The 25584-nt window shown below is 53.8% G+C and carries 29 protein-coding genes; 19 read left to right on the top strand and 10 right to left on the bottom strand.

All coding sequences use genetic code 11. The annotated features are described in order from the left end of the window. Positions 1-37: 37 nt before the first annotated feature. Complete coding sequence (locus CMR03_RS16335; RefSeq protein ID WP_096012039.1) at positions 38-919, bottom strand: LysR family transcriptional regulator; 882 nt, start codon at positions 917-919, stop codon at positions 38-40. A 102-nt stretch (positions 920-1021) separates the two neighbouring features. Here CMR03_RS16335 and CMR03_RS16330 point away from each other — a divergent pair, with 102 nt between their 5' ends. From CMR03_RS16330 to ymcF, 3 genes are all read left to right on the top strand, one after another. Further along, a complete protein-coding gene (locus CMR03_RS16330) occupies positions 1022-1804 on the top strand; it encodes an NAD(P)H-dependent oxidoreductase (protein ID WP_096012038.1) in 783 nt (260 codons plus the stop codon). A gap of 276 nt (positions 1805-2080) precedes the next feature. After that, on the top strand, positions 2081-2293 hold the full coding sequence (cspE, locus tag CMR03_RS16325) for a transcription antiterminator/RNA stability regulator CspE (RefSeq protein WP_009091867.1): 213 nt from the start codon (positions 2081-2083) through the stop codon (positions 2291-2293). 3 nt (positions 2294-2296) lie between these two features. Then, positions 2297-2470, top strand: a complete 174-nt coding sequence (gene ymcF / locus CMR03_RS25625; protein ID WP_096012037.1) for a cold shock small protein YmcF — start codon at positions 2297-2299, stop codon at positions 2468-2470. Between the two features lie 295 nt (positions 2471-2765). Here the strand turns inward: ymcF and CMR03_RS16315 are convergent, their stop codons facing one another. Continuing rightward, complete coding sequence (locus CMR03_RS16315; RefSeq protein ID WP_096012036.1) at positions 2766-3728, bottom strand: chemotaxis protein; 963 nt, start codon at positions 3726-3728, stop codon at positions 2766-2768. Positions 3729-3893: 165 nt separating this feature from the next. Between CMR03_RS16315 and CMR03_RS16310 the strand changes: the two genes are divergently transcribed. After that, complete coding sequence (locus tag CMR03_RS16310) at positions 3894-4286, top strand: YgiW/YdeI family stress tolerance OB fold protein (protein ID WP_063878577.1); 393 nt, start codon at positions 3894-3896, stop codon at positions 4284-4286. Between the two features lie 37 nt (positions 4287-4323). Here CMR03_RS16310 and dbpA read toward each other — a convergent pair whose 3' ends face one another. Then, positions 4324-5703 carry an ATP-dependent RNA helicase DbpA gene (dbpA, locus tag CMR03_RS16305; RefSeq protein ID WP_096012063.1) on the bottom strand — a complete coding sequence of 460 codons (1380 nt, stop codon included), beginning with the start codon at positions 5701-5703 and terminating at the stop codon, positions 4324-4326. A gap of 407 nt (positions 5704-6110) precedes the next feature. On the opposite strand from dbpA, the gene CMR03_RS16295 reads away from it, so the two are divergent. Further along, complete coding sequence (locus CMR03_RS16295) at positions 6111-6329, top strand: hypothetical protein (protein WP_063878579.1); 219 nt, start codon at positions 6111-6113, stop codon at positions 6327-6329. 66 nt (positions 6330-6395) lie between these two features. On the opposite strand, the gene CMR03_RS16290 is transcribed toward CMR03_RS16295, so the two are convergent. Together CMR03_RS16290 and CMR03_RS16285 are read right to left on the bottom strand one after the other, a co-directional pair. After that, positions 6396-7784 (bottom strand): amidohydrolase, encoded by a 1389-nt coding sequence (locus tag CMR03_RS16290; protein WP_096012035.1) that lies wholly within the window; start codon positions 7782-7784, stop codon positions 6396-6398. Positions 7785-7875: 91 nt separating this feature from the next. After that, positions 7876-8736: a LysR family transcriptional regulator gene (locus CMR03_RS16285; protein ID WP_096012034.1), complete on the bottom strand. Its 861-nt coding sequence runs from the start codon at positions 8734-8736 to the stop codon at positions 7876-7878. Between the two features lie 86 nt (positions 8737-8822). Here CMR03_RS16285 and CMR03_RS16280 point away from each other — a divergent pair, with 86 nt between their 5' ends. The 5 genes from CMR03_RS16280 to CMR03_RS16260 all read left to right on the top strand — a co-directional run bounded on the left by CMR03_RS16280 (position 8823) and on the right by CMR03_RS16260 (position 14305). Next, positions 8823-9986, top strand: a complete 1164-nt coding sequence (locus CMR03_RS16280; protein ID WP_096012033.1) for a cyanate transporter — start codon at positions 8823-8825, stop codon at positions 9984-9986. Positions 9987-10203: 217 nt separating this feature from the next. Further along, positions 10204-11859, top strand: coding sequence for an L-lactate permease (gene lldP, locus CMR03_RS16275; protein WP_096012032.1), 1656 nt, complete (start codon positions 10204-10206; stop codon positions 11857-11859). Beyond that, positions 11856-12641, top strand: a complete 786-nt coding sequence (gene lldR, locus CMR03_RS16270) for a transcriptional regulator LldR (protein WP_096012031.1) — start codon at positions 11856-11858, stop codon at positions 12639-12641. Before lldP ends, lldR begins: the two co-directional genes overlap by 4 nt. After that, positions 12641-13813 (top strand): FMN-dependent L-lactate dehydrogenase LldD, encoded by a 1173-nt coding sequence (gene lldD / locus CMR03_RS16265; protein ID WP_063878585.1) that lies wholly within the window; start codon positions 12641-12643, stop codon positions 13811-13813. Before lldR ends, lldD begins: the two co-directional genes overlap by 1 nt. 63 nt (positions 13814-13876) lie before the next feature. Beyond that, entirely contained in the window at positions 13877-14305 is a 429-nt protein-coding gene (locus CMR03_RS16260) for an OsmC family protein (protein WP_063878586.1), read from the top strand. 318 nt (positions 14306-14623) lie between these two features. Here CMR03_RS16260 and CMR03_RS16250 read toward each other — a convergent pair whose 3' ends face one another. Then, positions 14624-14854 (bottom strand): hypothetical protein, encoded by a 231-nt coding sequence (locus CMR03_RS16250; RefSeq protein WP_063878588.1) that lies wholly within the window; start codon positions 14852-14854, stop codon positions 14624-14626. A gap of 97 nt (positions 14855-14951) precedes the next feature. Beyond that, complete coding sequence (locus CMR03_RS16245; RefSeq protein WP_063878589.1) at positions 14952-15131, bottom strand: hypothetical protein; 180 nt, start codon at positions 15129-15131, stop codon at positions 14952-14954. A 413-nt stretch (positions 15132-15544) separates the two neighbouring features. On the opposite strand from CMR03_RS16245, the gene CMR03_RS16240 reads away from it, so the two are divergent. The 4 genes from CMR03_RS16240 (at position 15545) to CMR03_RS16225 (ending at position 19004) form a co-directional block, all read left to right on the top strand. Then, positions 15545-15853: a PTS sugar transporter subunit IIB gene (locus CMR03_RS16240; protein WP_063878590.1), complete on the top strand. Its 309-nt coding sequence runs from the start codon at positions 15545-15547 to the stop codon at positions 15851-15853. A gap of 85 nt (positions 15854-15938) precedes the next feature. After that, positions 15939-17243: a PTS sugar transporter subunit IIC gene (locus CMR03_RS16235; RefSeq protein ID WP_096012029.1), complete on the top strand. Its 1305-nt coding sequence runs from the start codon at positions 15939-15941 to the stop codon at positions 17241-17243. A 3-nt stretch (positions 17244-17246) separates the two neighbouring features. Further along, positions 17247-17561 carry a PTS lactose/cellobiose transporter subunit IIA gene (locus tag CMR03_RS16230; protein WP_063878592.1) on the top strand — a complete coding sequence of 105 codons (315 nt, stop codon included), beginning with the start codon at positions 17247-17249 and terminating at the stop codon, positions 17559-17561. Positions 17562-17573: 12 nt separating this feature from the next. Continuing rightward, the gene (locus tag CMR03_RS16225; protein WP_096012028.1) at positions 17574-19004 is read left to right on the top strand and encodes a glycoside hydrolase family 1 protein; all 1431 of its coding nucleotides are present in this window, start codon (positions 17574-17576) and stop codon (positions 19002-19004) included. A gap of 25 nt (positions 19005-19029) precedes the next feature. On the opposite strand, the gene CMR03_RS16220 is transcribed toward CMR03_RS16225, so the two are convergent. Both CMR03_RS16220 and CMR03_RS16215 read right to left on the bottom strand, forming a co-directional pair. Next, the gene (locus CMR03_RS16220) at positions 19030-20043 is read right to left on the bottom strand and encodes a LacI family DNA-binding transcriptional regulator (protein WP_128604225.1); all 1014 of its coding nucleotides are present in this window, start codon (positions 20041-20043) and stop codon (positions 19030-19032) included. 94 nt (positions 20044-20137) lie between these two features. Further along, positions 20138-20785, bottom strand: coding sequence for a CPBP family intramembrane glutamic endopeptidase (locus CMR03_RS16215; protein WP_063878595.1), 648 nt, complete (start codon positions 20783-20785; stop codon positions 20138-20140). A gap of 501 nt (positions 20786-21286) precedes the next feature. Between CMR03_RS16215 and CMR03_RS16210 the strand changes: the two genes are divergently transcribed. Beyond that, positions 21287-21583, top strand: coding sequence for an I78 family peptidase inhibitor (locus CMR03_RS16210; RefSeq protein ID WP_063878596.1), 297 nt, complete (start codon positions 21287-21289; stop codon positions 21581-21583). A 210-nt stretch (positions 21584-21793) separates the two neighbouring features. Then, a complete protein-coding gene (locus CMR03_RS16205) occupies positions 21794-22114 on the top strand; it encodes a hypothetical protein (protein ID WP_063878597.1) in 321 nt (106 codons plus the stop codon). Positions 22115-22126: 12 nt separating this feature from the next. Here CMR03_RS16205 and CMR03_RS16200 read toward each other — a convergent pair whose 3' ends face one another. After that, on the bottom strand, positions 22127-22378 hold the full coding sequence (locus tag CMR03_RS16200) for a biofilm development regulator YmgB/AriR family protein (RefSeq protein WP_096012026.1): 252 nt from the start codon (positions 22376-22378) through the stop codon (positions 22127-22129). A 740-nt stretch (positions 22379-23118) separates the two neighbouring features. Between CMR03_RS16200 and iraP the strand changes: the two genes are divergently transcribed. From iraP to CMR03_RS16180, 3 genes are all read left to right on the top strand, one after another. Then, on the top strand, positions 23119-23373 hold the full coding sequence (iraP, locus tag CMR03_RS16190) for an anti-adapter protein IraP (protein ID WP_063878599.1): 255 nt from the start codon (positions 23119-23121) through the stop codon (positions 23371-23373). Positions 23374-23490: 117 nt separating this feature from the next. Beyond that, on the top strand, positions 23491-23793 hold the full coding sequence (locus CMR03_RS16185) for a PsiF family protein (protein ID WP_096012024.1): 303 nt from the start codon (positions 23491-23493) through the stop codon (positions 23791-23793). A gap of 219 nt (positions 23794-24012) precedes the next feature. After that, the gene (locus tag CMR03_RS16180; RefSeq protein WP_096012023.1) at positions 24013-25545 is read left to right on the top strand and encodes an FAD-dependent oxidoreductase; all 1533 of its coding nucleotides are present in this window, start codon (positions 24013-24015) and stop codon (positions 25543-25545) included. Positions 25546-25584: the final 39 nt, after the last annotated feature.

Genomic DNA, 25584 nt, shown 5'->3' with positions numbered 1-25584 from the left:
CACTAACTCAGAAACTCCTCATTATACAGACATGCTTTTAAAACCTCCCCACCACCCGCTCCCTCAACCACCTATGCCCCAAATCCCGGTGTGATCGCTCATGCCACAGCATCACCAGCTCAAAGCCCGGAATCGCCATCGGCGGTAGCACGGTCATCAATCCCGGCATCATCGCCGCCACTCTCTCCGGCATCAACGCCACCAAATCGCTGGTGCTCAGCACGCTGCCCATCAGCAAAAAGTGGGGCACAGAGAGCACCACTTTTCGGCTCAACCCTCTGGCTTCCAGCACGCTATCCGTCACCCCGCGAAAGCCGCCGCCGTCGGGCGATACCACTACATGCTCCAGCGCGCAGAGCGCTTCGGCGGTGATATCAGAGTGCAGGGCGGGATGACCCTGACGTCCTGCTACAACATAGCGTTCCTGAAACAGCGGGCGGATATGCAGCCCGTCTGGCACGCCGTCACGCAAATGAAGCACCAGATCGACCGTGCCTTTTTCCAACTGCTGGGCGATCAACGCGGGTTTCATATCCAGAATGGCAAGCCGGGTGCCAGGTGCGTCCTGACGTAATGCAGCCATCAGGGGAACCAGTGCCGTCTGGGCACCGTAATCCGTGGCCGCTACGCGCCACTCCTGAACGGCGTCGGCAGGGATAAACGGGCCTGGCGCAGCAACCACCTCATCGATCATGCCGCTCAGTTGCGCCAGCGAAAGGCGTAACGCCTCGGCGCGCGCGGTGGGGCGCATGCCATGAGATACCGGAATCAACAGGGGATCGTTAAACCACTCACGCAGGCGCTCAAGCCGGGCACTGACAGAAGGCTGAGAAAGATTAAGCCGCTGCGCGGTCCGGCTCACGCTGTTTTCCTGTAACAGCACATTCAGGGTCATTAACAGGTTGAGATCGGGTTTCATGGTATCAGTCTTGCCTATAGTGAATATCCATTCATTTACTTTTACTGATAGCACATTCGGATGCAGGCTACATCTCAGATTCCCATCAAAGCAGGTGATTTTATGAATGTGTTAATCGTTGTTGCTCACCCTGAACCTCATTCTCTTAACGGCGCGCTGGCGCGTTTCTCCGTCAGCCACCTGGAGCAGTTGGGTCATCAGGTGCGCGTTTCCGATCTCTATGCCATGAACTGGGAGGCGCGCGTATCGCCCGCTGATACGCAGCATCGCCAGAATGCCGAACGGTTTGATCCCTCTTTTGAATCCACCCAGGCTTTTGAAGGCGGCTTCCAGAGTGAAGATATTGTGCAGGAACAGGAAAAACTGTTGTGGGCCGATGCAGTAATTTTACAGTTTCCGCTCTGGTGGTTTTCCATGCCGGCAATCATGAAAGGCTGGATTGATCGTGTTTACGCCTGCGGCTTTGCCTATGGCGTGGGGGAGCACTCAGATACGCACTGGGGCGACCGCTATGGCGAAGGTACGCTGGCAGGGAAGCGTGCGATGCTGGTTGTCACGATGGGCGGATGGGAGTCCCACTACAGCCCACGCGGCATCAACGGCCATATTGATGACATCCTGTTCCCTATTCAGCACGGCATCTTGTTTTATCCCGGTTTTGACGTCCTGCCGCCTTTTACGCTTTATCGCACCGGCCGCACCGACAGCGCGCGCTTTGCAGCAGCGTGTGCAGAACTGGGCGAGCGGCTGGATAATCTGTTTGTGACCGAACCTGTTGCCTATTATCGGCAAAACGACGGCGATTACACGATACCGTCTCTGACTTTACGTGACGATCTCGCCGCCGGTGAACAGGGGCACCAGGTTCATCTCCGCAAACAGTAACAGCAGACAGTCACAGACGATTGGGTCAGATTGCCGCTCGCGGGCTCGTCTGGCCCGCCTTCATTTTTTTAAAATAAGCCTTGCATGCATCAGCAGGATATGACCTAATGAATCGTCGGTTTGATTAACAGACACTATCAAAGTAAGTAACCAAAGCAGTTCTCATCTCTAAGCCTGTCGCGAGACATTCCTTCTTTTTGAGTCTTCTCTTACGTTCTGATTAAAATCTGTTCTCAGGCCATTACGCCGGAAGGCTCTATTATTAAGGAATTAAACATGTCTAACAAAATCCGCGGTACCGTTAAATGGTTCAACGCAGAGAAAGGCTTCGGTTTCATCTCTCCTCAGGACGGCAGCAAAGATGTATTCGTACATTTTTCTGCAATCCAGGGCACAGATTTCCGTTCATTAGATGAAGGTCAACAAGTTGAGTTTACAGTAGAAAATGGTGCCAAAGGCCCAGCTGCTGCGAACGTTGTTGGTCTCTAAGGACTGAAAATTACGAGTTTTAAATGTCCTCACTGTAGTGGCTCGCAGTACAGAAAATCACATTTCGATGTGACAAGAGCCAACCCGCATGGAGCGAAATGCATTTTTTGCAAAACGATCGTTGTTCAAATCAACACGACCAGGATTGCAGCTCAGAGTCAGCCACAGGCACTCTGAAAAGGCTAAAGAGCTCTATAGCGTTGTTGCATTTACCGTAATAAGAGGCTGCCATTGGCAGCCTTTTTTATTTCCCTTCTGACCGCTTTCCCGCTGCTATTTACTAAACCATCAGGGCAAGAACGCCGCCCCAAAACAGCAGACAAAAAACAACAGCCGCAATCCAACTCAACTGACGTGCACGCCCGCGAAACAAGGGCTTACGAGCAACGGGTAGCGCTTCACTATGCATATTTATATTCTCAAGTGGTGGATATCAAGCCTCACTGGGCAGGGGTAAGCTGCCCGTTACGTCTTAGCTCGCGGCTTCCATTGCTTTAAAAATCACGTCAGACAGCTCATTCAGTTCAAACTTAGCGACATAGCCATCGGCACCCACTTTGCGCACGTGATCTTCGTTCGCGCTGCCAGAAAGTGATGAGTGAATCACCACCGGAATATGGCGCAGTGTCGTATCGCGCTTGATGTTACGTGTCAGCGTAAAGCCGTCCATCTCCGGCATTTCCAGATCGGTTAACACCAACGCAATCTTGTCATGGATGGATTCGCCCTGCGCCTGAGCCTGCTGGTGCATCTCTTTAATTTTTTCCCATGCTTCAAGGCCGGTATTACACATGATGGCAGGAATGCCCATGCTCTTCAGGCCCTGCTCCAGCAACTGACGGGCAACTTTAGAATCTTCTGCCACAATCGCCACCGAACCCGGCTTCATTTTGAACTGACGCTCTTTAGGCGTTTCAGGCTCAACGCCGCGCACCGAGGGGATGATGTCATACAGAATTTGCTCAACATCCAGCACCATAGCCAGATTGCTTTTTTGTTCATCGTCATCAAGGCAGGCGATACTGGTGATATTGCGACCACCGATCCCGGCTTCCGCGGTATGCACCTGGCTCCAGTTAAGGCGCACGATGTTTTCCACTGACTCAACGGCAAACGCCTGGGTGTTACGCGCGTACTCAGTCACCAGCAGCAGGTTCAGTCCCGTTTCTGGAACACAGCCTGCTACGGCAGGTAAATCAATCACCGGAATAAACTGCCCACGAATGCTGGCCATGCCGAGCAACGGTGAACGCATGCCTGCTGCTTTGGTAATCGGCGGCATCGGTACAATTTCACGCAATTTAAATACGTTGATACCAAACAGCTCTGATTTACCTTTTAACTGGTCAGAGCCCAGGCGAAACAGCAGCAGCTCAAATTTGTTCGATAGCGCGAGATTCGCTCTCTCGTCGATCTCTTTCTGAAAATTATCCATTGTTGCCTCAGCATCAGCGCAGCAGGTGAAAAGGGGTGTGATGAAGTTATCGGCAGCAAGTGAAAAAAGGTGAGAGGGGAAAATCCAACAGCAGCATATTATTCTTGTGCCAGGCTTAACAGTGATAACTAAACATGGACACCTTTCCCCTTAAAGGAGTACGAGATGAAGAAAGTGTTACTGGCAACGCTGTTGGTGATGGCCACTTCCGGCGCATATGCAGAACAAGGTGGCTTCAAAGCAGGCGATACGCCGCCGCCACAGAACAAGCAGGATGCGGGTTATAAAGGTTCGGAAGATACAGGGCAAACCCACATCGATCAGATCCGTGACTTCCGTCAGGGCGGTTATGTGACGCTGGAAGGCTATATCGTTAAAAAATTAAAGGGCGATAATTATCAGTTTCGTGACGAAACCGGCCATTTGACCATCATTGCGCCGAAGAAAACGTTCGATGGTAAAACCTATACCGCTGATGACAAGGTTCGGGTAAGCGGCAAGGTTCATGGGAAAGGCGATAAAACAACGCTGCACGTAACGCGGATTGATGAGCCATAAGTCAGAGTAAGGGCGAGAGTGACTCTCGCCCGTTTTTTTAGTCTTTTAACAGCACAGCCCGACAGGTTTTACCTTTAATTTTACCCTGCTTAAGCTTCACCAGCGCGTTTTTAGCCTGAGCCGCTTCTATCGCGACATAAGCATGGGTAGGGGTGAGATCGATTTTACCGATTTGATCGGCACGATAACCGGCTTCACCCGTCAGCGCGCCGAGAATATCGCCGGGACGAATTTTCGCTTTACGCCCACCATCAATGCACAACGTCATCATGGCGGCGGGTAATGGCTGACTGCTTTTCTTCAGCGAACTGGCGGCAATCCAGGGCAGTTTCTGTTGCAGGAAGTCTTCAAGTGCGTGCGCGCGCGCCATTTCATCTGCGGCAACAAAACTCACGGCAGCGCCTTTTTCGCCAGCGCGTGCGGTGCGGCCGATACGATGTAAGTGCACTTCCGGGTCCCATGCCAGTTGATAGTTTACCACCAGCGACAGTGACTTAATGTCCAGCCCACGGGCTGCAACATCGGTGGCCACCAGTACGCGACCACTACCGTTGGCAAAACGAATCAGCACCCGTTCGCGATCGCGTTGCTCGAGATCGCCATGCAGGGGAAGGGCGCTGATATCGCGCGCATTCAGCGCAGCGGCAATATCGTCGCATTCACGTTTTGTGTTGCAGAACACGACGCAGGAAGAGGGCTGGCGTTCGCTCAGCAGACTGATCAGCAGCGAGAGCTTCTCACCGTGGCTGGCCTCAACAAACTGCTGTTCGATAGCCGGGAGTTCACTCACTTCTTCTGTGACCACGCTCAGCGCTTCACGCTGAAAGCGCTGGCTCAGGGTGGCAATCCCTTCCGGCCAGGTTGCCGAGAACAGCAGCGTCTGACGCGAAGCGGGCGTGGCAGCGATGATGGTTTCCATATCGTCGCGGAAGCCCATTTCCAGCATACGATCGGCTTCGTCCAGTACAAGCGTACGCAGGCTGTCCAGCTTCAGCGTCTCACGCTTAATGTGGTCCAGAATGCGGCCTGGCGTTCCGACGACGATATGAGGCGCATGCACCAGCGAATCGCGCTGGGCGCTCATTGGCTGGCCGCCACATAAGGTTAAAATTTTAATGTTGCGTGTAAAGCGGGCTAACTGCCGCAGGACGTTACTAACCTGATCGGCCAGCTCCCGGGTGGGGCACAAAATTAACGCCTGCGTCTGAAAAAGAGCGCTGTCGATATGTTGCAGCAAGCCAATGCCAAAGGCGGCCGTTTTACCGCTGCCGGTTTTTGCCTGAGCGCGCACGTCGCGTCCGGCTAAAATAGCGGGCAGCGTTTCGGCCTGAACCGGTGTCATGCTGGTATAGCCCATCTCGCGCAGGTTATCGAGCTGGCTATCGGGAAGAGAATTAAGCGAGGAAAAAGCGGTCACGGGTGCGGCCTCTGCGGCTAAAAGTGGGGGCATCATTGCGTGCGCAAGTCTGTCAGAAAGCGAGCACAACGGCAACGTTAACCGCCTGAATAAATAATATCCATTTCACCCAGGTTTTTTTTAGGAATAAACTGAAGATTACGTGCGTTAGGTGGATTATTTTAATGAATGGCTGCGGAAAAAAAAGCCAAAAGGGAAGCCTGATAAACGTCTGAGAACGTTAATAAATTCATAATCTTTTGTTTATAAGAGCGAATATTGAGGTTATCGGAGAAGCCCGTTTTTTTCGCATTGAAAATAGCATTAATAATGTAACAGTATGGGCTTAAACCCCTGTAAAAATCATTCATTAACTCCTTTATATTGAGCAACATAGATCGATATAACCACTGGCAGAGGGTTTTTCATTGAATAATATCCCGAAGATATTGCATGAAGACATACTTAAAATCGTTGGTCGTGCTGTCCTGACATTGCATCTTTATGGCGAAAGTTTATCGGCTGATAAGGTTGCCTCCATGATCGAATGTTATGCCGAAGACGATCCCGTTGCCCCTGACGGCGCGCATCTGTATGCGCTGGCCATGGAGTTGATGTCAAAGAAAAGTGAGGCAAGCCGGGTTTAACATCGCTGTGCCTCAGATGTCTGCGCCTCACTTTAGGCAATAGCGTTAAAGTGAGGCGTATCTGCGTTACACCTGCTGTTGCATAAACAGGGGTTTTCCCCGCGAGAAGGTCGCCGTAACGGGCGAAATCCGCGCTACCGCCTCCGCTGAACAACTGGCCTGAACCAGCATCATATCGGCACTGTCTCCGATGCGGGGCCATTGACGTTCGCCACTGGCAGAAAGAGGAAGTACGTCATTGGTGGCAATCGCCAGCGCGCGACTCAATGAGAACTCATCAGAACCGCCGTACAACTGGGCATAGAGATTGGCCTTTTCCAGCATGCTGCCTGTGCCAAACGGCGACCAGTGATCGATCACGCTGTCGGTGCCGGTCATGACTTTTATCCCTGCCGCCTGCAACTGCGGCACGGGCATGGTCAGCTTGCCGATGGGAAGCGTGGAGGCAATGCTGAACTGCTGCTCCGCCAGGTCGGCAATCAGGTTATCCCGTTCAGCGCCCTGTAAGGTTGCCAGTGCAAAACCATGACTGAGGGTGACCTTACCGCGTAAGGCGGGATTCTCCCGCACGGTTTTAATCATGTAACGGATAGCCTGAACGCCAGCGGCAGAGGTTTCATGCAGGTGGATATCGACGCCACGCTGGTAGTCGAGCGCAATCTGGAACAAGGCATCCAGGGATTTCTCCATCGCACCATCCACATTCGTGGGATCAAGACCGCCGACATAGTGCACGCCACGTTGCATGGCTTCACGCATCAGCCCGTCGACCTGAGAATGCAGCAGTCCATGCTGGGGGAAGGCGACAATCTCACAGGGGAAATCGGGATGCTGTGCCAGCGCAGCCTGTAAATGTTCCAGGCTCTTGAGACCACTGACCGGGTCGATATTACAGTGGCTGCGCGCCCGGGTGGTGCCCCTGGAATTCAGCAGGGCAATAAGCCCTTCGGCCCGCGCCTGAGAAGTGGGCAGCAACTGTGGAATCAGCACCTGCTCACGGGCAATCATGTCCATAATCGTTTTGCCTTTACGCGGGCGAGGTGCCTGCCAGGGGCCCCCATAAAAGGTTTTGTCGAGATGGATGTGCATATCCTGCGTGGACGGCAGCAGCAGGGCACCCTGCGCATCCCAGAACGGCAATGAACGCGTACCTTGCCCGGCCGGGCTGAACTGGTGAAAGTGGCCATCGCGAAGGGTGATGTCGTAGCGTGCTGTTTTCGTTGCAACAATTTCGCTACCTTCGCGTGCGAAATCCTCTTCGAGCAATACATTGCCTAAAACATAGTGGTTGCTCTGGGGCAGCGCGCCAGGTGAGAGGACGGGCGTTGCGTTAGCGTTGGCGGCAACACCGGAAGCCGCGATCCCGGCGATGATCATACTCATACTGCTGGCGGCGGTCAGGCGAACCCCCTGACGGAGAAAGCGGCGGCGGCTGGTGGAAGAGGCGGTCTGCATCAGCGATTCCTGCGAAAATAAGTGAAGGCTTAATCTGACAAACCGCAGCTTTCTCTGCTGAGGAGTTTTTCACTGCCTGCTATTTAAAAACTCACTGCCAGCTCAGGCCGGCGAAATCGGCCAGAGCGTTGGCCAGCTGGCGCTGAAGGCCATCTTCTGGCTGACGGCAAAACAGCGCCAGCTCAAAGGTATCGATTACCGGCAAGCCCTGTTGGCTGCCGAGCACCCGATGCGAAGGTAAGCGGCAACTGGCCGGTAACAGCGTTATCCCTAAGCCCTGCGCGCTGGCGGCGGACAGCGCCACCAGGCTGGCGCTGCTGTAACCAATTCGCCAACTGCGGCCCAGAAAATCCAGTGTCTGGCAGATTTCCTCCCGATACAGCCCCAGTTGCGGAAACAGCACTAAGGGAATGGGGGACTGTTCGAAGCAGGGATGGGCAGCGCTGTCCAGCCACAGTAACGGCTCCGGTCGGGAAGCCAGCGGACGTTCCCCGTAGGGCTGTTTGATCAGCATGATATCCAGCTCTTCCCGTTGCCAGGCACGACGAAGTTCTACCTGCATCCCGCTCATCACATCCAGCCGCAGGTGGGGATGCTCGCGACTGAACAACGCCAGTAGCCCGGCGGTGGGTGCAGCGAAATCCTCCGGTACGCCCAGCCGCAGGACGCCATCGCGCCACTTATCGCTCAGCACATCGTGGGCTTCACCGTTCAGGGCAATAATCCGGCGAGCATAACCCAGCAATTTTTCCCCTTCTTCAGTGATCTGCACCTGATGGGACGAGCGTGCCAGCAAAGGCTTGCCGACCATCTCTTCCAGCCGCCGTACCTGTTGGCTCACGGTCGACTGTGACAGGTGAACCCGTTCAGCGGCGCGCGTAAAGCTGGCGGTTTCGCATACGGCGACAAAGCTCAGCAATTGCTGAGGCGTAAACATGGGCTGGCGATTCATTTTTCCACTGCCTGTCATCCTGATATTTCATTTCCAAATAGTAATGGCTGCTGTCAGGCTGACAATGTTTAATTCCAGGATTGCCCATGAAAAAAGATCGCTTATTACTTATTGCCGCTCTGATACTGGCGGGACTGAACATGCGTCCTCTGATGACCTCCGTCAGTCCGCTATTGGATCAACTGCGTGAAAACATTGGATTATCATCGCTCGCCGCCTCACTCCTGCCAGCTATTCCGATGATGATGATGGGCGCCATCGCGTTAGTGAGCGCGCCGCTTCTGCAACGTATCCGACTGCGTGGGCTGCTCTGTGGCGGGCTGGCGTTGCTGGTGCTGGCGCTGGCCAGCCGGTTTTTTATCTCGCAAGGCCTGTGGCTGGTATGGAGCACGGTCCCCGGTGGTATCGGCATCGGTATTGTACAAATGGCCATGCCGGGTTTGATTCGCCAGCGCTTTGCGCAGCGCAGTGCCATGATCACCGGGCTATGGGCGGCGGCATTAATGGGTGGCGGCGGACTGGGCGCTGCGCTGACGCCATGGCTCAGCCTGCATCTGGGCTGGCACGGCGCGCTCAGCAGCTGGTCTGCGCCTGCGCTGCTGGCCGTTATGCTCTGGTGGTGGATTCCGGCGGCGTCTCCGCCACCGCAGACATCGACAGCCATGCCATCAGTCTGGCGCAATACGCGCGCATGGATGCTGGCGCTGAGTTTTGGTTTAGTGAACGGCGGTTATGCTATTTGTGTCGCCTGGTTGCCCGATTTTTATCATCAACTGGGCTGGAGCGCCCAGGCGGGCGGCAGCCTGCTTGGCGTGATGATTGCCTGTCAGGTTGCTGGTGCCCTGGTATTTCCCATGCTGGTAAAGGGGGCGGATCGACGACCGTTGCTCCTGCTGACGCTGGTATTACAGCTTGGCGGTATGCTCGGTCTGCTGGTGGCACCGCTCTACCATCCCTGGCTGTGGGCAGGGATAGCGGGCATTGGCCTGGGTGGCGCATTCCCTCTGTCCCTGGTGCTGGCGCTGGATCACCTGGCGCATCCGCAGGCCGGTGCGCGTCTGGTGGCATTTATGCAGGGTGCGGGGTTTATCATCGCGGGCAGTATGCCTTTTCTTGCCGGACAACTGCATAACCTGACAGGCCACTTTTCCAGCATCTGGCTGCTACAGGGCAGCGTAACAGTGATCCTGATTGGCCTGAATCTGCGTTTTCACCCCCGAAGCTACCAACAAGCCTTTCCGCAACGCTAATTGGTCCTACCAACCCGGCAAAACGTTTTCAGCGGCTCACATAACGTTAAAAATAGTGCCGCAACTGTTGCCTAGAGTTAACAGCGGGTTAAGTATCTGTAACGAGCAAGCCCTGATCGCCTGATTGGTAGGACCAATAGGTGCGTCAGAGGTGACAGATGCGCCACCCGCCTTTGCCGATCGCGCATCGCTTTCATCATCCCATGGAGATAATGGCATGCAGGTCTGGCAACAACATTACGATCCGCTCAACAACATCTGGCTCTCCAGCCTGATTGCATTGCTTCCTGTTTTGTTTTTCTTCTTTGCGTTAATCAAGCTAAAGATGAAAGGCTATCAGGCCGCGACCATTACGGTCATTCTTGCGCTGCTTGTGGCGCTGTTGCTGTATAAAATGCCGCTACAGCAAGCGTTGGCGTCAGCGGTTTACGGCTTTATGTACGGTCTGTGGCCCATCGCCTGGATCATCGTGGCGGCGGTTTTTGTCTACAGGATCTCGGTTAAGACCGGCCAGTTCGACATTATCCGCGCCTCAATTTTATCGATCACGCCCGATCAGCGCTTACAAATGCTGATTGTAGGCTTCTCCTTTGGCGCCTTTTTAGAAGGTGCGGCAGGGTTTGGCGCGCCGGTGGCGATCACGGCCGCGCTACTGGTGGGGCTGGGTTTTAATCCGCTCTATGCCGCGGGCTTGTGTCTGATCGTGAATACCGCGCCAGTGGCGTTTGGCGCGATGGGAATCCCGATTATTGTGGCCGGGCAGGTGACCGGGCTGGACAGCTTCGCTATCGGTCAGATGGCAGGTCGACAGCTTCCGTTTCTTACAATCATCGTGCTGTTCTGGATCATGGCAATCATGGATGGCTGGCGCGGCGTGAAAGAGACCTGGCCCGCCGTGATGGTGGCGGGGGGATCGTTCGCGATTGCCCAGTTCCTCAGTTCGAATTTTCTTGGCCCAGAGCTGCCCGATATCATCTCCTCGCTGGTCTCTTTAATGTCGCTGACGCTGTTTTTACGCGTCTGGCAACCGGTCCGCATCTTTCGCTTCAGCGAAGCAGAAAGCCAGCAGGACAATCAGCCGCTGACCCGACAAAAATACACTACCGGGCAGGTGGTGCGTGCCTGGATGCCGTTCCTCTTTTTGACCGCGACCGTCACGTTATGGAGCATTCCACCCTTTAAAGCGCTGTTTGCAAAAGGCGGTGCCTTCGCAAACTGGGTTTTCAGCCTTCCCGTGCCGGGGCTGGACGGAGGGATAACACGGATGCCGCCGGTGGTCGCGCAACCCAGCAACTGGCCAGCGATTTTCAAACTCGACCTGCTGTCGGCAACCGGCACGGCAATCCTGGTCGCCGCCATCGTCTCCATCGTTTTTCTGAAGATGAAACCCAAGGCTGCGGCAGTAATCTTTGCAGAAACCCTGAAAGAACTTATGCTTCCCATCTACTCGATCGGGATGGTGCTGGCGTTTGCCTTTATCTCTAACTACTCCGGCCTGTCTGCCACCCTGGCGCTGGCATTGGCGCATACCGGTCATGCGTTTACCTTTTTCTCGCCTTTCCTGGGATGGCTTGGCGTGTTTCTGACTGGCTCGGATACGTCATCCAATGCGCTGTTTGCCGCCTTACAGGCGACGACCGCGCAGCAGATTGGCGTTTCCGATATCCTGCTGGTGGCGGCAAATACCACCGGTGGCGTGACCGGCAAGATGATCTCGCCGCAGTCGATAGCCATTGCCTGTGCCGCTGTTGGTCTGGTGGGCAAAGAGTCCGATCTGTTCCGCTTTACCGTCAAGCACAGCCTGATATTTACCTGCCTGGTGGGCATCATTACCACGCTTCAGGCTTACGTTTTCCCCTGGATGATCCCATGAAAACCAGTTTATCGCCGCACGCCGATCCGCTGCGGGTTCGGCTCGAACAGTATATTCGCGAGCATCAGATTGAACCCGGCACGCGTTTGCCTGCCGAGCGCCAGCTCGCCGCCGCGCTTGGCGTCTCCCGCTCATCGCTGCGCGAAGCCATTCAGCAGCTTATCAGCAGCGGGATATTGACGAGCCGACGCGGCGACGGCACCTGGCTGCGTCAACCTCAGGAACCCTGGTCTGAACAGCGCATTGTGGAACCGATTCGTCAGCTGCTGGCCAACGATCCGGATTACCGCTACGACATTCTGGAAGCGCGTTACGCCATTGAAGCCAGCACCGCATGGCATGCCGCACTGCGGGCGACTGAGTCCGATAAAGAACGCCTAAGGTACGCGTTTGACGCCACGCTGGCGTTAAAAGAGAGCGACGATCCCCATCTGGCCGGTCAGGCCGACCTGCGGTTTCACCTCGCTATCGCGGAAGCCTCACATAACGTGGTGCTGTTACAAACCATGCGCGGTTTTTTTGATTTGCTCCAGTCGTCGATGCTGCACAGCCGCAGGCTGATGTACACCAGCCCGATCATTTTTGACCAGCTGACAGATCAACACCGTGCCATGCTTGACGCCATTTTACTCGGCGATGCCGAGGCCGCGCGCTTAGCGGCGATGGATCATCTTGGTTTTGTGCATACCACAATGAAAACGCGAGATGAAGATGAAGCCAGACAGGCACGTATTACACGTTTACCTGGCCATGACCTGCACAATCACAAGGAGACACGCTGATGATTATTTCTGCTGCCAGTGACTACCGCGCCGCCGCGCAACGCATTTTGCCGCCTTTCCTGTTTCACTATCTGGATGGCGGGGCTTATGCGGAGCACACGCTACGCCGCAACGTGACCGATCTCTCGGACGTGGCGCTGCGCCAGCGCATCTTACGTAATATGTCTGAACTCAGTCTGGAAACCACCCTGTTTAATGAAACGCTGTCGATGCCAGTGGCGCTGGCACCAGTAGGGCTGTGTGGCATGTATGCACGACGAGGCGAAGTGCAGGCCGCCCGCGCGGCGGCAGGGAAAGGCATTCCCTTTACGCTGTCCACCGTCTCCGTGTGCCCCATTGAGGAAGTTGCGCCGCAGATTAACCGCCCCATGTGGTTCCAGCTCTATGTTCTGCGCGATCGTGGCTTTATGCGTAATGCGCTGGAGCGCGCCAAAGCGGCGGGCTGCTCTACGCTGGTGTTTACTGTGGATATGCCTACGCCGGGCGCGCGTTATCGCGATGCGCATTCAGGCATGAGCGGGGAAAATGCGGCGCTGCGGCGCTACTGGCAGGCCATCACGCATCCCAGATGGGCGCTGGATGTGGGGTTACAGGGAAGGCCGCACGATCTGGGGAATATCTCAACCTATCTCGGCAAGCCTACCGGGCTGGAAGACTATATCGGCTGGCTGGCCAATAATTTTGATCCTTCCATTTCCTGGAAGGATCTGGAGTGGATTCGCGATTTCTGGGATGGCCCGATGGTGATCAAAGGCATTCTGGACCCTGAGGATGCCCGTGACGCGGTGCGCTTTGGTGCTGACGGTATCGTGGTTTCTAACCATGGCGGTCGCCAGCTGGACGGCGTCCTGTCCTCGGCCCGTGCCTTACCTGCGATTGCGGATGCGGTCAAAGGCGATATCACGATCCTTGCTGATAGCGGCATTCGTAACGGACTGGATGTGGTGCGTATGATTGCGCTGGGCGCAGACAGCGTCCTGCTGGGACGCGCCTTTATCTATGCGCTGGCAACACATGGACAGCGCGGCGTTGAGCATTTACTGACGCTGATTGAAAAGGAGATGAAAGTCGCGATGACCTTAACCGGCGCGAAGCGCATTGCCGATATCACACAGGATTCGCTGGTGCAGGCAAATGCCCTCTTGCAGGAAGCAAACCTGCGCCCGGCATAGTTGCCTGCGGCGAAATCACAGGTGTTGTCTATACTTACCTTCTTTACCAACAGGAGGAATGACATGACCATTCATAAGAAAGGTTCGGCGCATTGGGAAGGCGACATCAAAGGCAAAGGCACAGTCAGCACCGAAAGTGGTGTACTGAACCAGCAGCCCTACGGCTTTAATACCCGTTTTGAAGGGCAAAAAGGCACTAACCCGGAAGAGCTGATTGGTGCGGCACATGCGGCCTGTTTCTCTATGGCACTGTCGCTAATGTTGGGCAATGCCGGTCATAAAGCGGAAAGCATTGATACCAGCGCAGATGTATCGCTGGATAAAAAAGGTGAAGGCTTTGCGATCACCAAAATCGCCTTAACCAGCACCGTTTCTCTGCCAGGTATTGATAATGATACCTTTGATGAGATCATCAACAAAGCCAAAGCGGGCTGCCCGGTTTCTCAGGTGTTGAATGCTGAAATCACACTGGATTACACCCTGAACAACTGATTGCGGACCGGTATCACTTTTTCGTGATGCTGACGCGAATCTTGCCGTACCCAGATGCGCCTTCGGGCGCATCTTTGCGTTGTGCAGAAGGACGCGGAGATGACAAACGCGTTTCGGCAAACACACACGGAAAAGGCGGCGGGTCTTGCTGGAAATCTGTGGCGCACGCGTGCTAATCCGTCAGGCGGCGATGATATGAGCATGAGGTCGTGGCTTTCTCGCCATAAGCCTGGCGTACTGCTGATGGTGGTGTTACTGCGGGCGTTACTCTGTTTGCTGGTTACCGCTTCCTGGTTACCCTGGAACGCGTCTTAAACGTCAGGCGTAAATCTCTTCTGCGCGCCTGGCCCGCACGTCGCTGCGTGCAATCCGATAAGCCTTACCGGGATCGCCCGCCAGAAATTCAAAGGTAGGTGAATAGTAGAACGGGAGCCAGCCGCCATAAGCGCCTTCCCATTCCCAGCGTACCGGGCAGGGCCAGATAATGCCTTCATACAAAATGTAATAAACCCAACGCCCAGTTGGACGGCGGGGACGAGTAGTTTTCATGGGATTCACAACTATGTTGGTGTAAAACAGCTTATATTTTGAACGCTAACCTGCAAGCTTGCAATGTTGTATGTGCATTTTTGTGTCCTTGACCTGTTCAGTTATCTGAACGATGCACTTCACCACACATCAGTACCACGTTAGGACGGACCTTGTGGATGCGGTTTGCCATCACTTCGCAGGCGGTTTTCGTTGGATAAATGCGCTCTGATACCGGCAACGCTTCACAGGCATCATGTCCACAGGCGCTTACCAACAATACAAAACCAATTAACATAACCGACTCCTTCTCCCGTCGCGCACGTCACGAGAGGGGTGAATGTTCCTTTTTATAAAACCAGTATAGCTAATTGCCGGAAGGGACAATCATCACGCTGGGCGGTATCGGATTGCTCTGAGCGATTATACGCCTTCCGGACGCGTACAGCAGTGAAATCTTACCCATCGCTGCAATGGGCAACGCAGCGTTCGCGCTGCATTTCTGACCAGCTACAAGGGCGACTTTCCATTCCTGCCATAACGAATTTTAAAATCGGCAAATTTTCATACCCGTTGACTAGTTTGGCGGTAATCCCTTAAGGCAACGCGTTTTGATATTTCTCACACTTCTGACATGCAAATCTGAAACCGGTTGCAGAAAATCTTTCCCCTGTGTATTCGTTAATTATTCATCACACGGAGGAATGAACCATGCCCAAAATTTTACTGTGCTGTGCCGCCGGAATGTCCACCAGTATGGTGGTGCAAAAAATGGAAAAAGCTGCGAAAGAGCAGGGAATGGATGTAGAGATAAAAGCAGTAGGAATTGAAGAGTTTAGCGAGGCAATTGCCGACTATGACTGCTGCCTGTTGGGGCCGCAAATTAAATACAAGCTGGCCGATTTCGAGCCGATTGCTCAGCAGTACAGTAAATCCGTCGCGGTGATTAACAGCATGGATTACGGAATGATGAATGGCGAAAAGATATTAAGTGCCGCGCTAAAGCTTATTCCTGGCTGATCGCTAAAGAACTGAAAAATATAGCGCAAACCTGCATTCACTTTATGCAGGGTTATTCTCTTTTGCCTGAGCAAGGAGTGACGGGATGAGTCGCTTGAGCGAATCTTTATTCGGTGTCATCGAAAATCGTATTAGTCCGCTGGCTGGCCGCCTCTCCAGCCAGCGCCATGTCATCGCCATCCGTGATGGTTTTATTGCCTCAATGCCGTTCCTGATTGTCGGTTCATTTATGCTGTTGTTTGCCCATCCGCCTTTTTCGGCAGACAGTAGCTGGGCGTTCGCACAGTGGTGGCTCGGCATGGTGAAGGCGCATGAAGAACAAATCATGATGCCTTACAACATGACGATGGGCATTATGGCGCTCTATATTGCCAGTGCTATCGCCTACAACCTGGCGAACAGCTACAAAATGAACGGCTTTATGGCCGCCAGCCTGTCGCTGATGGCGTTTCTGGTCGTGGCTGCGCCGCAAACGGGCAAAACGCTGCCGGTAGGTTCGCTGGGCGGTGAGGGGATTTTTACCGCCATTCTGGTGGCGTTATTTGCTACGGAGCTGATGCATTTTCTGCAGAAACACAATATCGGCTTCAAATTACCCGAACAGGTACCGCCGAAAATCCGTCAGTCGTTTGATCTGCTGATCCCGATTATCACCATTTTTATTACCCTGTTTCCGCTCAGCCTGTGGGTACAGGCACAGTTTGGTATGCTGCTGCCGCAGGCCATTATGGCGATCTTTTCCCCGATTATTTCTGCCTCAGATTCTCTGCCTGCCGTATTGATCGCGGTGCTGCTGTGTCATCTGCTGTGGTTCGCCGGTATTCACGGCGCCGTGATTGTCGGCGGCATTTTACAGGCATTCTGGTTGACCAACCTTGGGTTGAATCAGCAGGCGCTGAACGCAGGCGAGCCTGTCAGCCATGTGTTTATCGAACCCTTTTGGCAATTTTTTATCGTGATTGGTGGCTCCGGTTCCACGATGGGGCTGGTGCTGCTCTATTTGCGGAGTCAGTCTGCCCATCTGCGCTCAATTGGTAAGCTCAGCATTGTGCCCAGCATGTTCAATATCAACGAACCGGTTATTTTTGGCTCGCCCGTGGTGATGAACCCCATTCTGTTTATTCCCTTCGTTCTTGCCCCGCTAGTCAATGCCGTCATTGCCTGGACCGCCACGAAAACCAATCTGATCAATCACGTGATCTCGCTGGCACCCTGGACGACGCCAGCACCGATTGGGGCAGCCTGGTCAACCGGCTGGGACTGGCGCGTCATCGTGTTGATTGCCCTGCTGGTGACGATTGCCACATTGATTTACTACCCGTTTTTCAAAATGTACGAGCGTCAATTGCTGCAGCAGGAACTGGCCGCAGCGCAACCGGTAAAGGAGTAATGCATGGAAATTGATGAAAGCACGGTCATCGAACTGATTATCCAGGCGGGCGAAGCACGATCCTGCTCAATGGAAGCCTTGCGCGCGGCCCGCCTGCAAAACTGGGAGCAGGCAGACAGCCTGCTCAGCGCCGCGACTGCGGCGGCAAAGGCAGCGCACCAGACGCAGACCCAGCTTATCGGGGCCGATGAGGGCAGCGGAAAGATCCCGGTCAACCTGATTATGGTACATGCCCAGGATCATCTGATGAACGCGATGCTCTGCCGCGAGCTGGCGGAAGAAATTATTCAACTGCGCCGGGAGTTAGCCGCACGCTAAAAAGGAGGTGTTATGCAACATTCGACAGTGACCGCGTTTCCAGAAGGCTTTCTCTGGGGCGCGTCGACCTCGGCTTATCAGGTTGAGGGTGGATGGAATAGCGATGGCAAAGGGCCATCTGTTATCGACAAAGCAACGTTCCATCAGGACATCACGGACTTTACCGTTTGCAGCGACCACTATCACCGTTTCAAAGAAGACATCGCCTTGCTGGCGGAGATGGGCCTGAAAACTTACCGTTTTTCCATCGCCTGGAGCCGCCTTTATCCCGACGGCGATGGCCCGGTAAATGAGGCGGGCGTGGCCTTTTATCAGCAGTTGATTGATGAGATCTGCCGACAGGGCATCACGCCACTGGTGACGCTTTATCACTTCGATCTGCCCTGGGCGCTGCAGCATGCCGGTGGCTGGTCTTCTCGCCGTACGGTGGCGGCTTTTGAGCGTTTTGCCATCACCTGTTTTGAGCGCTATGGCAGCCAGGTCAACTACTGGCTGACCATCAATGAACAGAACATGATGATCCTGAAAGGGGACGTGATTGGCACCTTGCCGCCGGGCACCGCCGATCCGCAGAAAACCCTGTACCAGCAAAACCATCACATGATGCTGGCGCAGGCCAAGGCGATGATTGCCTGCCATGAACGGCTGCCGGAGGCGAAAATTGGCCCGGCACCCAATATCTCTTGCGTATATGCCGCGAGTTCCCGCCCAGAGGATGTGCTGGCAGCTGATAATTTCTCGGCAATCCGTAACTGGCTCTACCTCGATTTGGCCGTTCACGGGCGCTACAACCACGTGGTATGGGCTTTTCTGAAGCAGCGAGGTTGGCTACCCACCATCGAGGCGGAGGATATGGCCATCATCGCCGCCGGTAAGCCTGATTTTATCGCTTTTAACTATTATGCTTCCGCCACGGTAGGCGCAGAAGGAGAGCATAATACGCCCGACAGCAGGCCGCATGCCGATCAACAAATGGCCGGAATTGACCGGTCTGTGTATGTCGGTTGCGATAATCCGCATCTGAAACAAAACCAGTTTGGCTGGTATATCGATCCTGTCGGCTTCCGCATAACCGCACGACAGATTTATGCGCGTTATGCCTTACCGCTCATCGTGACCGAAAATGGTTTAGGGGCTTTTGACACCCTGGATGCAGAGAATAAAGTGCATGATGATTACCGTATCGACTATTTGCGTGAGCATATCGCTCAGTTGCAGCTGGCGATTGCCGATGGCGTCGAGCTGTTCGGTTATTGCCCGTGGTCGGCAATTGATCTGGTGAGTACCCATCAGGGCATCAGCAAGCGTTACGGTTTTATTTATGTGAACCGCGATGAGAAAGATCTCAAGGATCTGGCGCGCTACCGCAAAAAAAGCTTCTTCTGGTACCAAAAGCTGATTCGCAGTAACGGAGCCACGCTGAACGCGTCAGTGGACTACTGAGGTCGCGCGGCAGGGAGGCCGCGTCTTACTGCTTATAAGGGCCGTCCGTCACCGATGCGCGCGCGATCAGGTGGCCGCTAAATGGCGGCAGGGCCGTGACCGCTTCACCTTCCAGCATGGCAACCAGCTGCGCCAGCGTGTGCTGAATCATCTCCGCGACCGGCACATGCACCGTGGTGAGCGGCGGCAGGAAAAATTCAGCCATGCGAATATCATCAAAGCCCAGCAGTGAGACATCTTCTGGCAGCCGTTTTCCCGCCGCATTGAGAGCCAGCGCGGCACCAATCGCCATATCATCGTTACTGGCCATCAGCGCGCTAAAGGTCACTCCCGAATCCAGCAGCTGTTTTGCCGCCGCCATCCCACTGGCGGGCGTCCAGGCGCCCTGCACGATGAGTGCTTTATCTGCGATGCCATGCGCGACCAGCGCCTGCTGATAGCCCGCCAGACGCGCGTCAGCGGTCGGCGAACCGGCCAGTCCACGAATAAAGGCAATCTCGCGGTGGCCGCGTTCAATCAGATAACGCGTGGCGTCAAACGTATTCTGCTGATGCGTGGCCCAAACGCAGTGGGCAGGATGGCGCTTAAGCTGGCGGTTCACCACCATGATGGGAATATCATGCTGTTCAATAATGGCATCCAGCGCCTCGGTATCCAGAAAGCGGGGATAGATGATGATAGCGTCACAGCGCAGGTCGAGCAAAAACTCAATCGCGGCCCGCTCATCATCAGCGCAGGTTTTGCCATCAGCCAGAATTAACTGCCGACCATAGTTATTGGTCAGCGTGGCCGCCTGAAACAGCAGTTCGCTGAAGTAGGGACCATTAAAGAGTGAATGGGTAACAATGAGGCCAATATTCTGGGATTTTTGGGTCGCCAGGCTTCGCGCCAGCAGATTTGGGCGATAACCGGTTTCGGCGATGGCCTGAAAGACCTTCTGTTGCGTACTCTTACTGACGTAACGATTTCCGGCCAGCACGCGTGAGACGGTGGCTTTAGAGACTCCGGCCTTACGGGCCACATCCAGCATGGTAATCATTGGCTTGCAGACCATCCATCCCTGTGGGTAAAAAACGATACTAGCTGATTTTTCGCAGGTTATTGCAGGACAGGTAATAAAAAAGTGAAGCCTGTCAGGCGAAATACCAGGCGGGCAGGATGGCAATCAGGTTGTTCAACGTATGCAGGAAGACCGGCAGGGCCAGCGTATTGCTGCGCAGGCGCGCGTAGCAGAGCAGCAAAGAGAAAAGCGTCAGCGCCACCACCGTTTCCCAGTGGACATACTGAGTATGCATCAACGCAAACAGCAGGGAAGTGAGTAGCATGCAGGCAAAACGGCTGTTGGGGGCCCACAGCAGGAAGCCTTGCAACAAAAAGCCGCGAAACATCACTTCTTCAAATACGGGGGCCAGCAACACGGCGGTCAGTAACAGGATAAGCATTGAGCTGCGTCCCTGTTGTGATTGCGCCACCAGCCAGCCTTCAGGCTGTAAATACTGCGTTTGTGCCGCCATTAAAATAAACAGGGCGCCAATAAACAGTAACGTCTGGCCGGAGCGTAAAAACCCCAGGGGAATATCCGTGCGACGCTGGCAGTAAAAACGATACAGCGGATAGATCACTGCAAACTCAAACAGGCAGAGCACGGGCACCAGCAAACCGTCATTACGCAGGATACCGTAATTAGGGAACAAGGTAATCAGCATGGTAACAAGGTAATAGACAACAAAGCTGCCGACATAAAACAGTGTCAGCGTCACTCTGTCGGAATTGGTGTTCATAGGCGACCCAGCCAGCAACGATAAGCGCATAGTAGCAACGCGTCGGATCGCTGTCGAGAGAACGGACGACACAATATTATTCGTTTATGATCGTTTCAGGTTTGTGCGAATTTTAAGTGAATAATATCAGTTTGTTAACTAATTGCCTTGCGGTGTTGCAACCGGGCGTCAGGCGCTTATTCGCCTGGCCTGAGAATAAGGCCCACAGTCAATCGGGCGTGATGACAGATTACCGGACACGGATCGCCGTCAGGGTAATTGACGCGGCAACGCCGATAAAAAAGAGCGGTTTTGTTATTCCCGCAGGAATAATCTGTCGACTGTCTCAGCGGCTTATTATCGTGATTTCAGCCAGCAGCTGTGATTCATCTACAAATAGCGTTATTAGCCAGCATTTAATGCTTAATATTGTGCGGTAAGTTTGATTTTAACGGTTCATACCTGCAGTCAGGCTTGTTACTCTTCGATGTCAGGTTTTACACGTCGATGAGGAGAAAACACGTGAATCACTATGGAAAAGCGCTGATGGCCACCGGTTTCTTACTGCTTACGGCCTGCCAGTCGGCCACGCAACCCGACCAGGCTGCCAGGCTGCCCGACGCGCAAGCGGACAGCTGTGGTGCGTCCCAGTATCAACATTTCGTCGGTAAGCCGCTGTCCGCCATCGATAATCAGCGTTTCACTCAGAAGGTGCGCGCCATCCCGTGGAATTCTGCGGTAACAATGGACTTTAATTTCACTCGCCTGAACTTTATGGCAGACAAAAACGGTAATATTAGCCGCGTCTATTGTGGGTAAGTGTCAAATAAACAACGCATTGTCATAGAGTTGTCATGGCGTCAGGCGAAGATAGCGCCTGTATCCTGTCGTGCCGCGCTAACCGTGATCGGTAGCGTTAAACCAACAGGGTAAGGATTTCCTCGTCACTTCAATATGCAATGCTCGTCTTGTTTATTCCCGCTCAGGCGGGAATTTTTTTCTGGTTCAGGCCGAAAGAAGGAGCAATGCATGGTACCTCTCCAGCGGATTTCACTGTCAGTTTTACTTCTGGTCAGCCCGCTTGCGCTGGCGTCCAGCCCTGACGCATGGCAACAAAGCCAGCAGGTGATGCGCCAGGCGTGCATCAATGCCAGCACCTTAAGCAAGGTAAAGGTGTTGGGGCAGGCGGTTGAGTATGACGACAGCGTAGGCTATAGCGCGTTACTGCTCGAAGGGCATTATCCACAGCAACAGATGAAAAACCGGCGTGGACGAGAGCTTTGCCTGTTTCAGCGCAGCAGTGGTCGGGCCAGCGTAAGCGAAGCCAATCAGCTCCGATGGGTTAAGTAACCGGAATGCGGCTCACTCACGTGGCCGCGTTTCCATCAGCCGGTCCAGCAGGGAGCGATAGCGTTGCAGTCGCTGCTCATCCCCTTCAAATTCCAGCTTATTGATGACGCGCGCGATAACGGCCTTATTGGTGGTTGGCTGACCGGCTTCCATCAGTTCCCGCATTATCACGGCCAGCAGATCGGACTCGGGCGGAACATTCCAGTCCGGGCTGTTGAAGTAATCGGTGATAGCACGGCTGGCGCTGTTAGGTTGCACTCTCATTCTCCCTCTCCGCGAACAGACAGCCCGCCCGATGCAGAGATGCGCAGCAGGCAGAGTCAACTGAGTTAGTGGCTCCCAAAAAGAACGGTGGCAGTTTTATCGGGAGCTTTACGCGGGTCAGAACAGCCCACGTACCGCACGAAACTGGCGGTTTTTTAAACATAGGTCGGTCATCAGGACTTGTCAGTAACAACCTGCAATATTTTTCAAATGTGATGAATGGTTTTTGAATAATGACGACATATTATGAGAACGTTTAGGGTTTTATTTCTTTGAATAATAAGTTTTTTTAAGCACATCATCGGTCGTCAAACGCGTGCGTTGAGACGCGCTTCAGGTCAGGTAAAGCCGTGGCGGCAAAATGTGTTTTTCGCAATCCCCTGTGCATTGACGGCGTGAGCCGAGTGAGGGCAAGACTCATCCCCATAGCACTGAGGGATGCTGGCCTCGCGGGAACGTAGTATCTGTTTCCTGAAAACCGTTCCGATTATATTTTCGCGTAAAAAGAACCCTAATAGTTGAAGCGGAAATATTGCATCTTTCATATCGGTGTCATCAAAATAAAATAGTCATGCCTTGGGTTTCGAGTAGATAAGCGGTTTCGCGATTCAATAAATGAAATAACATAACATCGCAGCCGGCTGATTATTTTAACCGCCTGATAAACCCAATGAAAAATTCCTTTTTTTTTATTCCGACGGGTGATATTTTTTTCTGCACCTGGCTGAAGGGGCATCGGCATGAAAAATCTCATCGCTGAGTTACTGATTACTCTGGCAGAAAAAGAAGAAGCGTCTAAAGAGCAGGTGGCGCAGATTGAAGCGCTGGAGATCGTCATCACCGCCATGTTGCGCATGATGCCGCCTGAACAGCATCAGTCCATTGTTAATAACATTGAATCGGCCATGGTTCATGCCGGTGTGGATAACCATGAGCAAAATGGTGCCTTGCTAAAACATTATGTCAGTCGCTTACTTAAGCGCCCCTCTGCCTGAATCCCCTTTTTCTACCTGTAAAAGTGCGATCCCTGCCTTATTCCTGGGCAAAAGTGATCGACGTTGCCTGTCGCGTGCCAGACTGAATAGTGTCTTCATCACAATGGAGTAAAGACAATGAAAGGCAGTTTTATGATGATGGTGTTAGCGGGAATGCTGATGAGCAGCAATGTCAGTGCAGCCGATAAAACGCCGCAGCAGCAAAAAATGGCCATGTGTAATCAACATGCCAGTTCGCAAGCGCTAAAAGACGATGTGCGTAAGCAATTTATGAGCGATTGCCTGAAAAAAGACAGCAAGGTGGCTGACATGTCGCCACAACAGATAAAAATGAAAACCTGTAACCTGCAGGCCGGTGATAAAAAGCTGGCTGGCGATGCGCGTAAAACCTTCATGAGTCAGTGCCTCAAGAAAAGCTAATACGATGTCGGCCATTTCGGTGGCCGCTTCATTCTGTTCCCCGCCCTACATGCCGGTCACACTTTTAATGGCTGATTAAACAGGCCGTTAGCCAAAAAAATCGACATCAGGACCTAAGCCTCTGCGATCCTTTGCCACACTTACTGTTTATAAGGGATTGCGTAGCCTGTGATTATGCGCTGCGCTTTCAACAGTGACGGTCGGAAAAGGAGCCATGTCGTGAACTATCAATTTGTTGTTGCTCTCAAGAATTTACCGCAACGTCAGCCAGTCAAAAAGAAGCTCGGTGAAACGGAGCTGTTACTGATCCGCGAGGGTGACAGCGTCCAGGCTTTTCAGGCCAAATGCCCTCACGCAGGTGCGCCGCTTGAGCAGGGTGCCATCTGTGGCGACAGGCTTATCTGCCCCTGGCATAAAGCGGCATTTGAACTGAGCAGCGGTAAAATGTGTGAGCCGTTGGCATTGGCTGACCTGAAACAGTATCCCCTGCGAATCGAAAATGACAATGTTCTGGTTAACCCCAAAGCGATGTCACCGGCTTCTCCCATGGGCAGCGGTGCCACAGAACCGGTCTTTGTGGTGCTGGGCGGAGGCGCGGCCGGGAGCGCGGCGCTGTGGCGATTACGTCACGATGGTTTCAAAGGTCGCCTGGTGCTGGTGGAGCGTGAGCCGGAAGCCCCTTACGACCGTACGGCGCTGACGAAATTTGTGCCGTCTGGAAAAATGGATATTGACGATGTACCGTCGCTGCTTGGCAGTGACGTACTGGATCACGTCGAGCGTATTCAGAAGCGGGTTGAGCGGGTCGATAATCAACAGCATCGCCTGGTGTTTGCCGACGGCAATACATTGCAGTTCGACAAATTATTAATCGCCACGGGCGCAGAACCTGTGAAACCTGAACTGGCTGGCGCTGATTTAGCCGGCGTGCATATTCTGCGTAACAAGCAGCACACGGCAGCACTGCTACAGGCGGTCGATCAAAGCCAGCAGATTGTCATTGTCGGCAACAGCTTTATTGGCATGGAACTGGCCTCGTCACTGCGCAACCGTGATGTCGACGTGACCGTTATCGCCCGCAATCCGTTACCCTTTGCAAAACAGTTTGGTGAGGCGGTCGGTCGTTATTTTTATGAATTGCATCAGGCGAATGGCGTGAAGTTTGTGGAAGATGAAGCCGCGTCGCTTCAGGGTGAAAACCACGTTACCAGCGTTCGGCTGAAATCCGGTCAGCAGATTGCCGCCGACGTGGTGCTGTTCGCCACCGGCGTTAAACCGGCCACGTCGTTTATTCACGATCTGCCGTTAGTGGAGGACGGTAGCCTGCAAACCGACGAGCAACTGCGCGTAGCAGAAAACGTCTGGCTGGCGGGTGATATCGCGACCTATCCCTCCGCGCAGGGGCCGCTTCGCATTGAGCATTTCCGCGTAGCAGAGCAGCAGGGCCAGACCGCGGCGATGAACATGATGGGGAATGTTCATCACTATGACCGCGTTCCGTTTTTCTGGACCGCGCATTACGGTACCCGCTATGAATATTTAGGTCATGCTACCGACTGGGACGACTACCAGCAGGTGGGATCGCTGGAAGATAAGGTCTTTATGGCTTTTTATGGCAAAGAGGGGAAGCTGGCGGCGGTTTTCTCGTGCGGAATGTACACGTTGACGGCGGCGCTTGTTGAAAAGATGCAGCAACCGATGACAATAAAACAGGCACTTGAGCTGTATCAGGCCCAGCGTTCTGCAGAATAGCAGGCCAGCGAGACGGTCTGGCAAACGGCATGTTTGCCA

Source organism: Pantoea allii, assembly GCF_002307475.1.
GTDB classification, from domain to species: domain Bacteria; phylum Pseudomonadota; class Gammaproteobacteria; order Enterobacterales; family Enterobacteriaceae; genus Pantoea; species Pantoea allii.
This window is presented reverse-complemented; position numbering and strand designations above follow the sequence as displayed.

Coding starts and splice junctions, on each gene's coding strand:
- CMR03_RS16315 (WP_096012036.1), bottom strand. CDS start 3,728: ATGGATAATTTTCAGAAAGAGATCGACGAGAGAGCGAATCTCGCGCTA.
- CMR03_RS16330 (WP_096012038.1), top strand. CDS start 1,022: ATGAATGTGTTAATCGTTGTTGCTCACCCTGAACCTCATTCTCTTAAC.
- iraP (WP_063878599.1), top strand. CDS start 23,119: ATGAAAAATCTCATCGCTGAGTTACTGATTACTCTGGCAGAAAAAGAA.
- CMR03_RS16260 (WP_063878586.1), top strand. CDS start 13,877: ATGACCATTCATAAGAAAGGTTCGGCGCATTGGGAAGGCGACATCAAA.
- CMR03_RS16215 (WP_063878595.1), bottom strand. CDS start 20,785: ATGAACACCAATTCCGACAGAGTGACGCTGACACTGTTTTATGTCGGC.
- CMR03_RS16310 (WP_063878577.1), top strand. CDS start 3,894: ATGAAGAAAGTGTTACTGGCAACGCTGTTGGTGATGGCCACTTCCGGC.
- CMR03_RS16225 (WP_096012028.1), top strand. CDS start 17,574: ATGCAACATTCGACAGTGACCGCGTTTCCAGAAGGCTTTCTCTGGGGC.
- CMR03_RS16205 (WP_063878597.1), top strand. CDS start 21,794: ATGGTACCTCTCCAGCGGATTTCACTGTCAGTTTTACTTCTGGTCAGC.
- CMR03_RS16185 (WP_096012024.1), top strand. CDS start 23,491: ATGAAAGGCAGTTTTATGATGATGGTGTTAGCGGGAATGCTGATGAGC.
- CMR03_RS16230 (WP_063878592.1), top strand. CDS start 17,247: ATGGAAATTGATGAAAGCACGGTCATCGAACTGATTATCCAGGCGGGC.
- cspE (WP_009091867.1), top strand. CDS start 2,081: ATGTCTAACAAAATCCGCGGTACCGTTAAATGGTTCAACGCAGAGAAA.
- CMR03_RS16290 (WP_096012035.1), bottom strand. CDS start 7,784: ATGCAGACCGCCTCTTCCACCAGCCGCCGCCGCTTTCTCCGTCAGGGG.
- CMR03_RS16285 (WP_096012034.1), bottom strand. CDS start 8,736: ATGAATCGCCAGCCCATGTTTACGCCTCAGCAATTGCTGAGCTTTGTC.
- lldD (WP_063878585.1), top strand. CDS start 12,641: ATGATTATTTCTGCTGCCAGTGACTACCGCGCCGCCGCGCAACGCATT.
- CMR03_RS16220 (WP_128604225.1), bottom strand. CDS start 20,043: ATGATTACCATGCTGGATGTGGCCCGTAAGGCCGGAGTCTCTAAAGCC.
- CMR03_RS16280 (WP_096012033.1), top strand. CDS start 8,823: ATGAAAAAAGATCGCTTATTACTTATTGCCGCTCTGATACTGGCGGGA.
- CMR03_RS16240 (WP_063878590.1), top strand. CDS start 15,545: ATGCCCAAAATTTTACTGTGCTGTGCCGCCGGAATGTCCACCAGTATG.
- lldR (WP_096012031.1), top strand. CDS start 11,856: ATGAAAACCAGTTTATCGCCGCACGCCGATCCGCTGCGGGTTCGGCTC.
- CMR03_RS16200 (WP_096012026.1), bottom strand. CDS start 22,378: ATGAGAGTGCAACCTAACAGCGCCAGCCGTGCTATCACCGATTACTTC.
- CMR03_RS16335 (WP_096012039.1), bottom strand. CDS start 919: ATGAAACCCGATCTCAACCTGTTAATGACCCTGAATGTGCTGTTACAG.
- CMR03_RS16250 (WP_063878588.1), bottom strand. CDS start 14,854: ATGAAAACTACTCGTCCCCGCCGTCCAACTGGGCGTTGGGTTTATTAC.
- CMR03_RS16235 (WP_096012029.1), top strand. CDS start 15,939: ATGAGTCGCTTGAGCGAATCTTTATTCGGTGTCATCGAAAATCGTATT.
- CMR03_RS16245 (WP_063878589.1), bottom strand. CDS start 15,131: ATGTTAATTGGTTTTGTATTGTTGGTAAGCGCCTGTGGACATGATGCC.
- lldP (WP_096012032.1), top strand. CDS start 10,204: ATGCAGGTCTGGCAACAACATTACGATCCGCTCAACAACATCTGGCTC.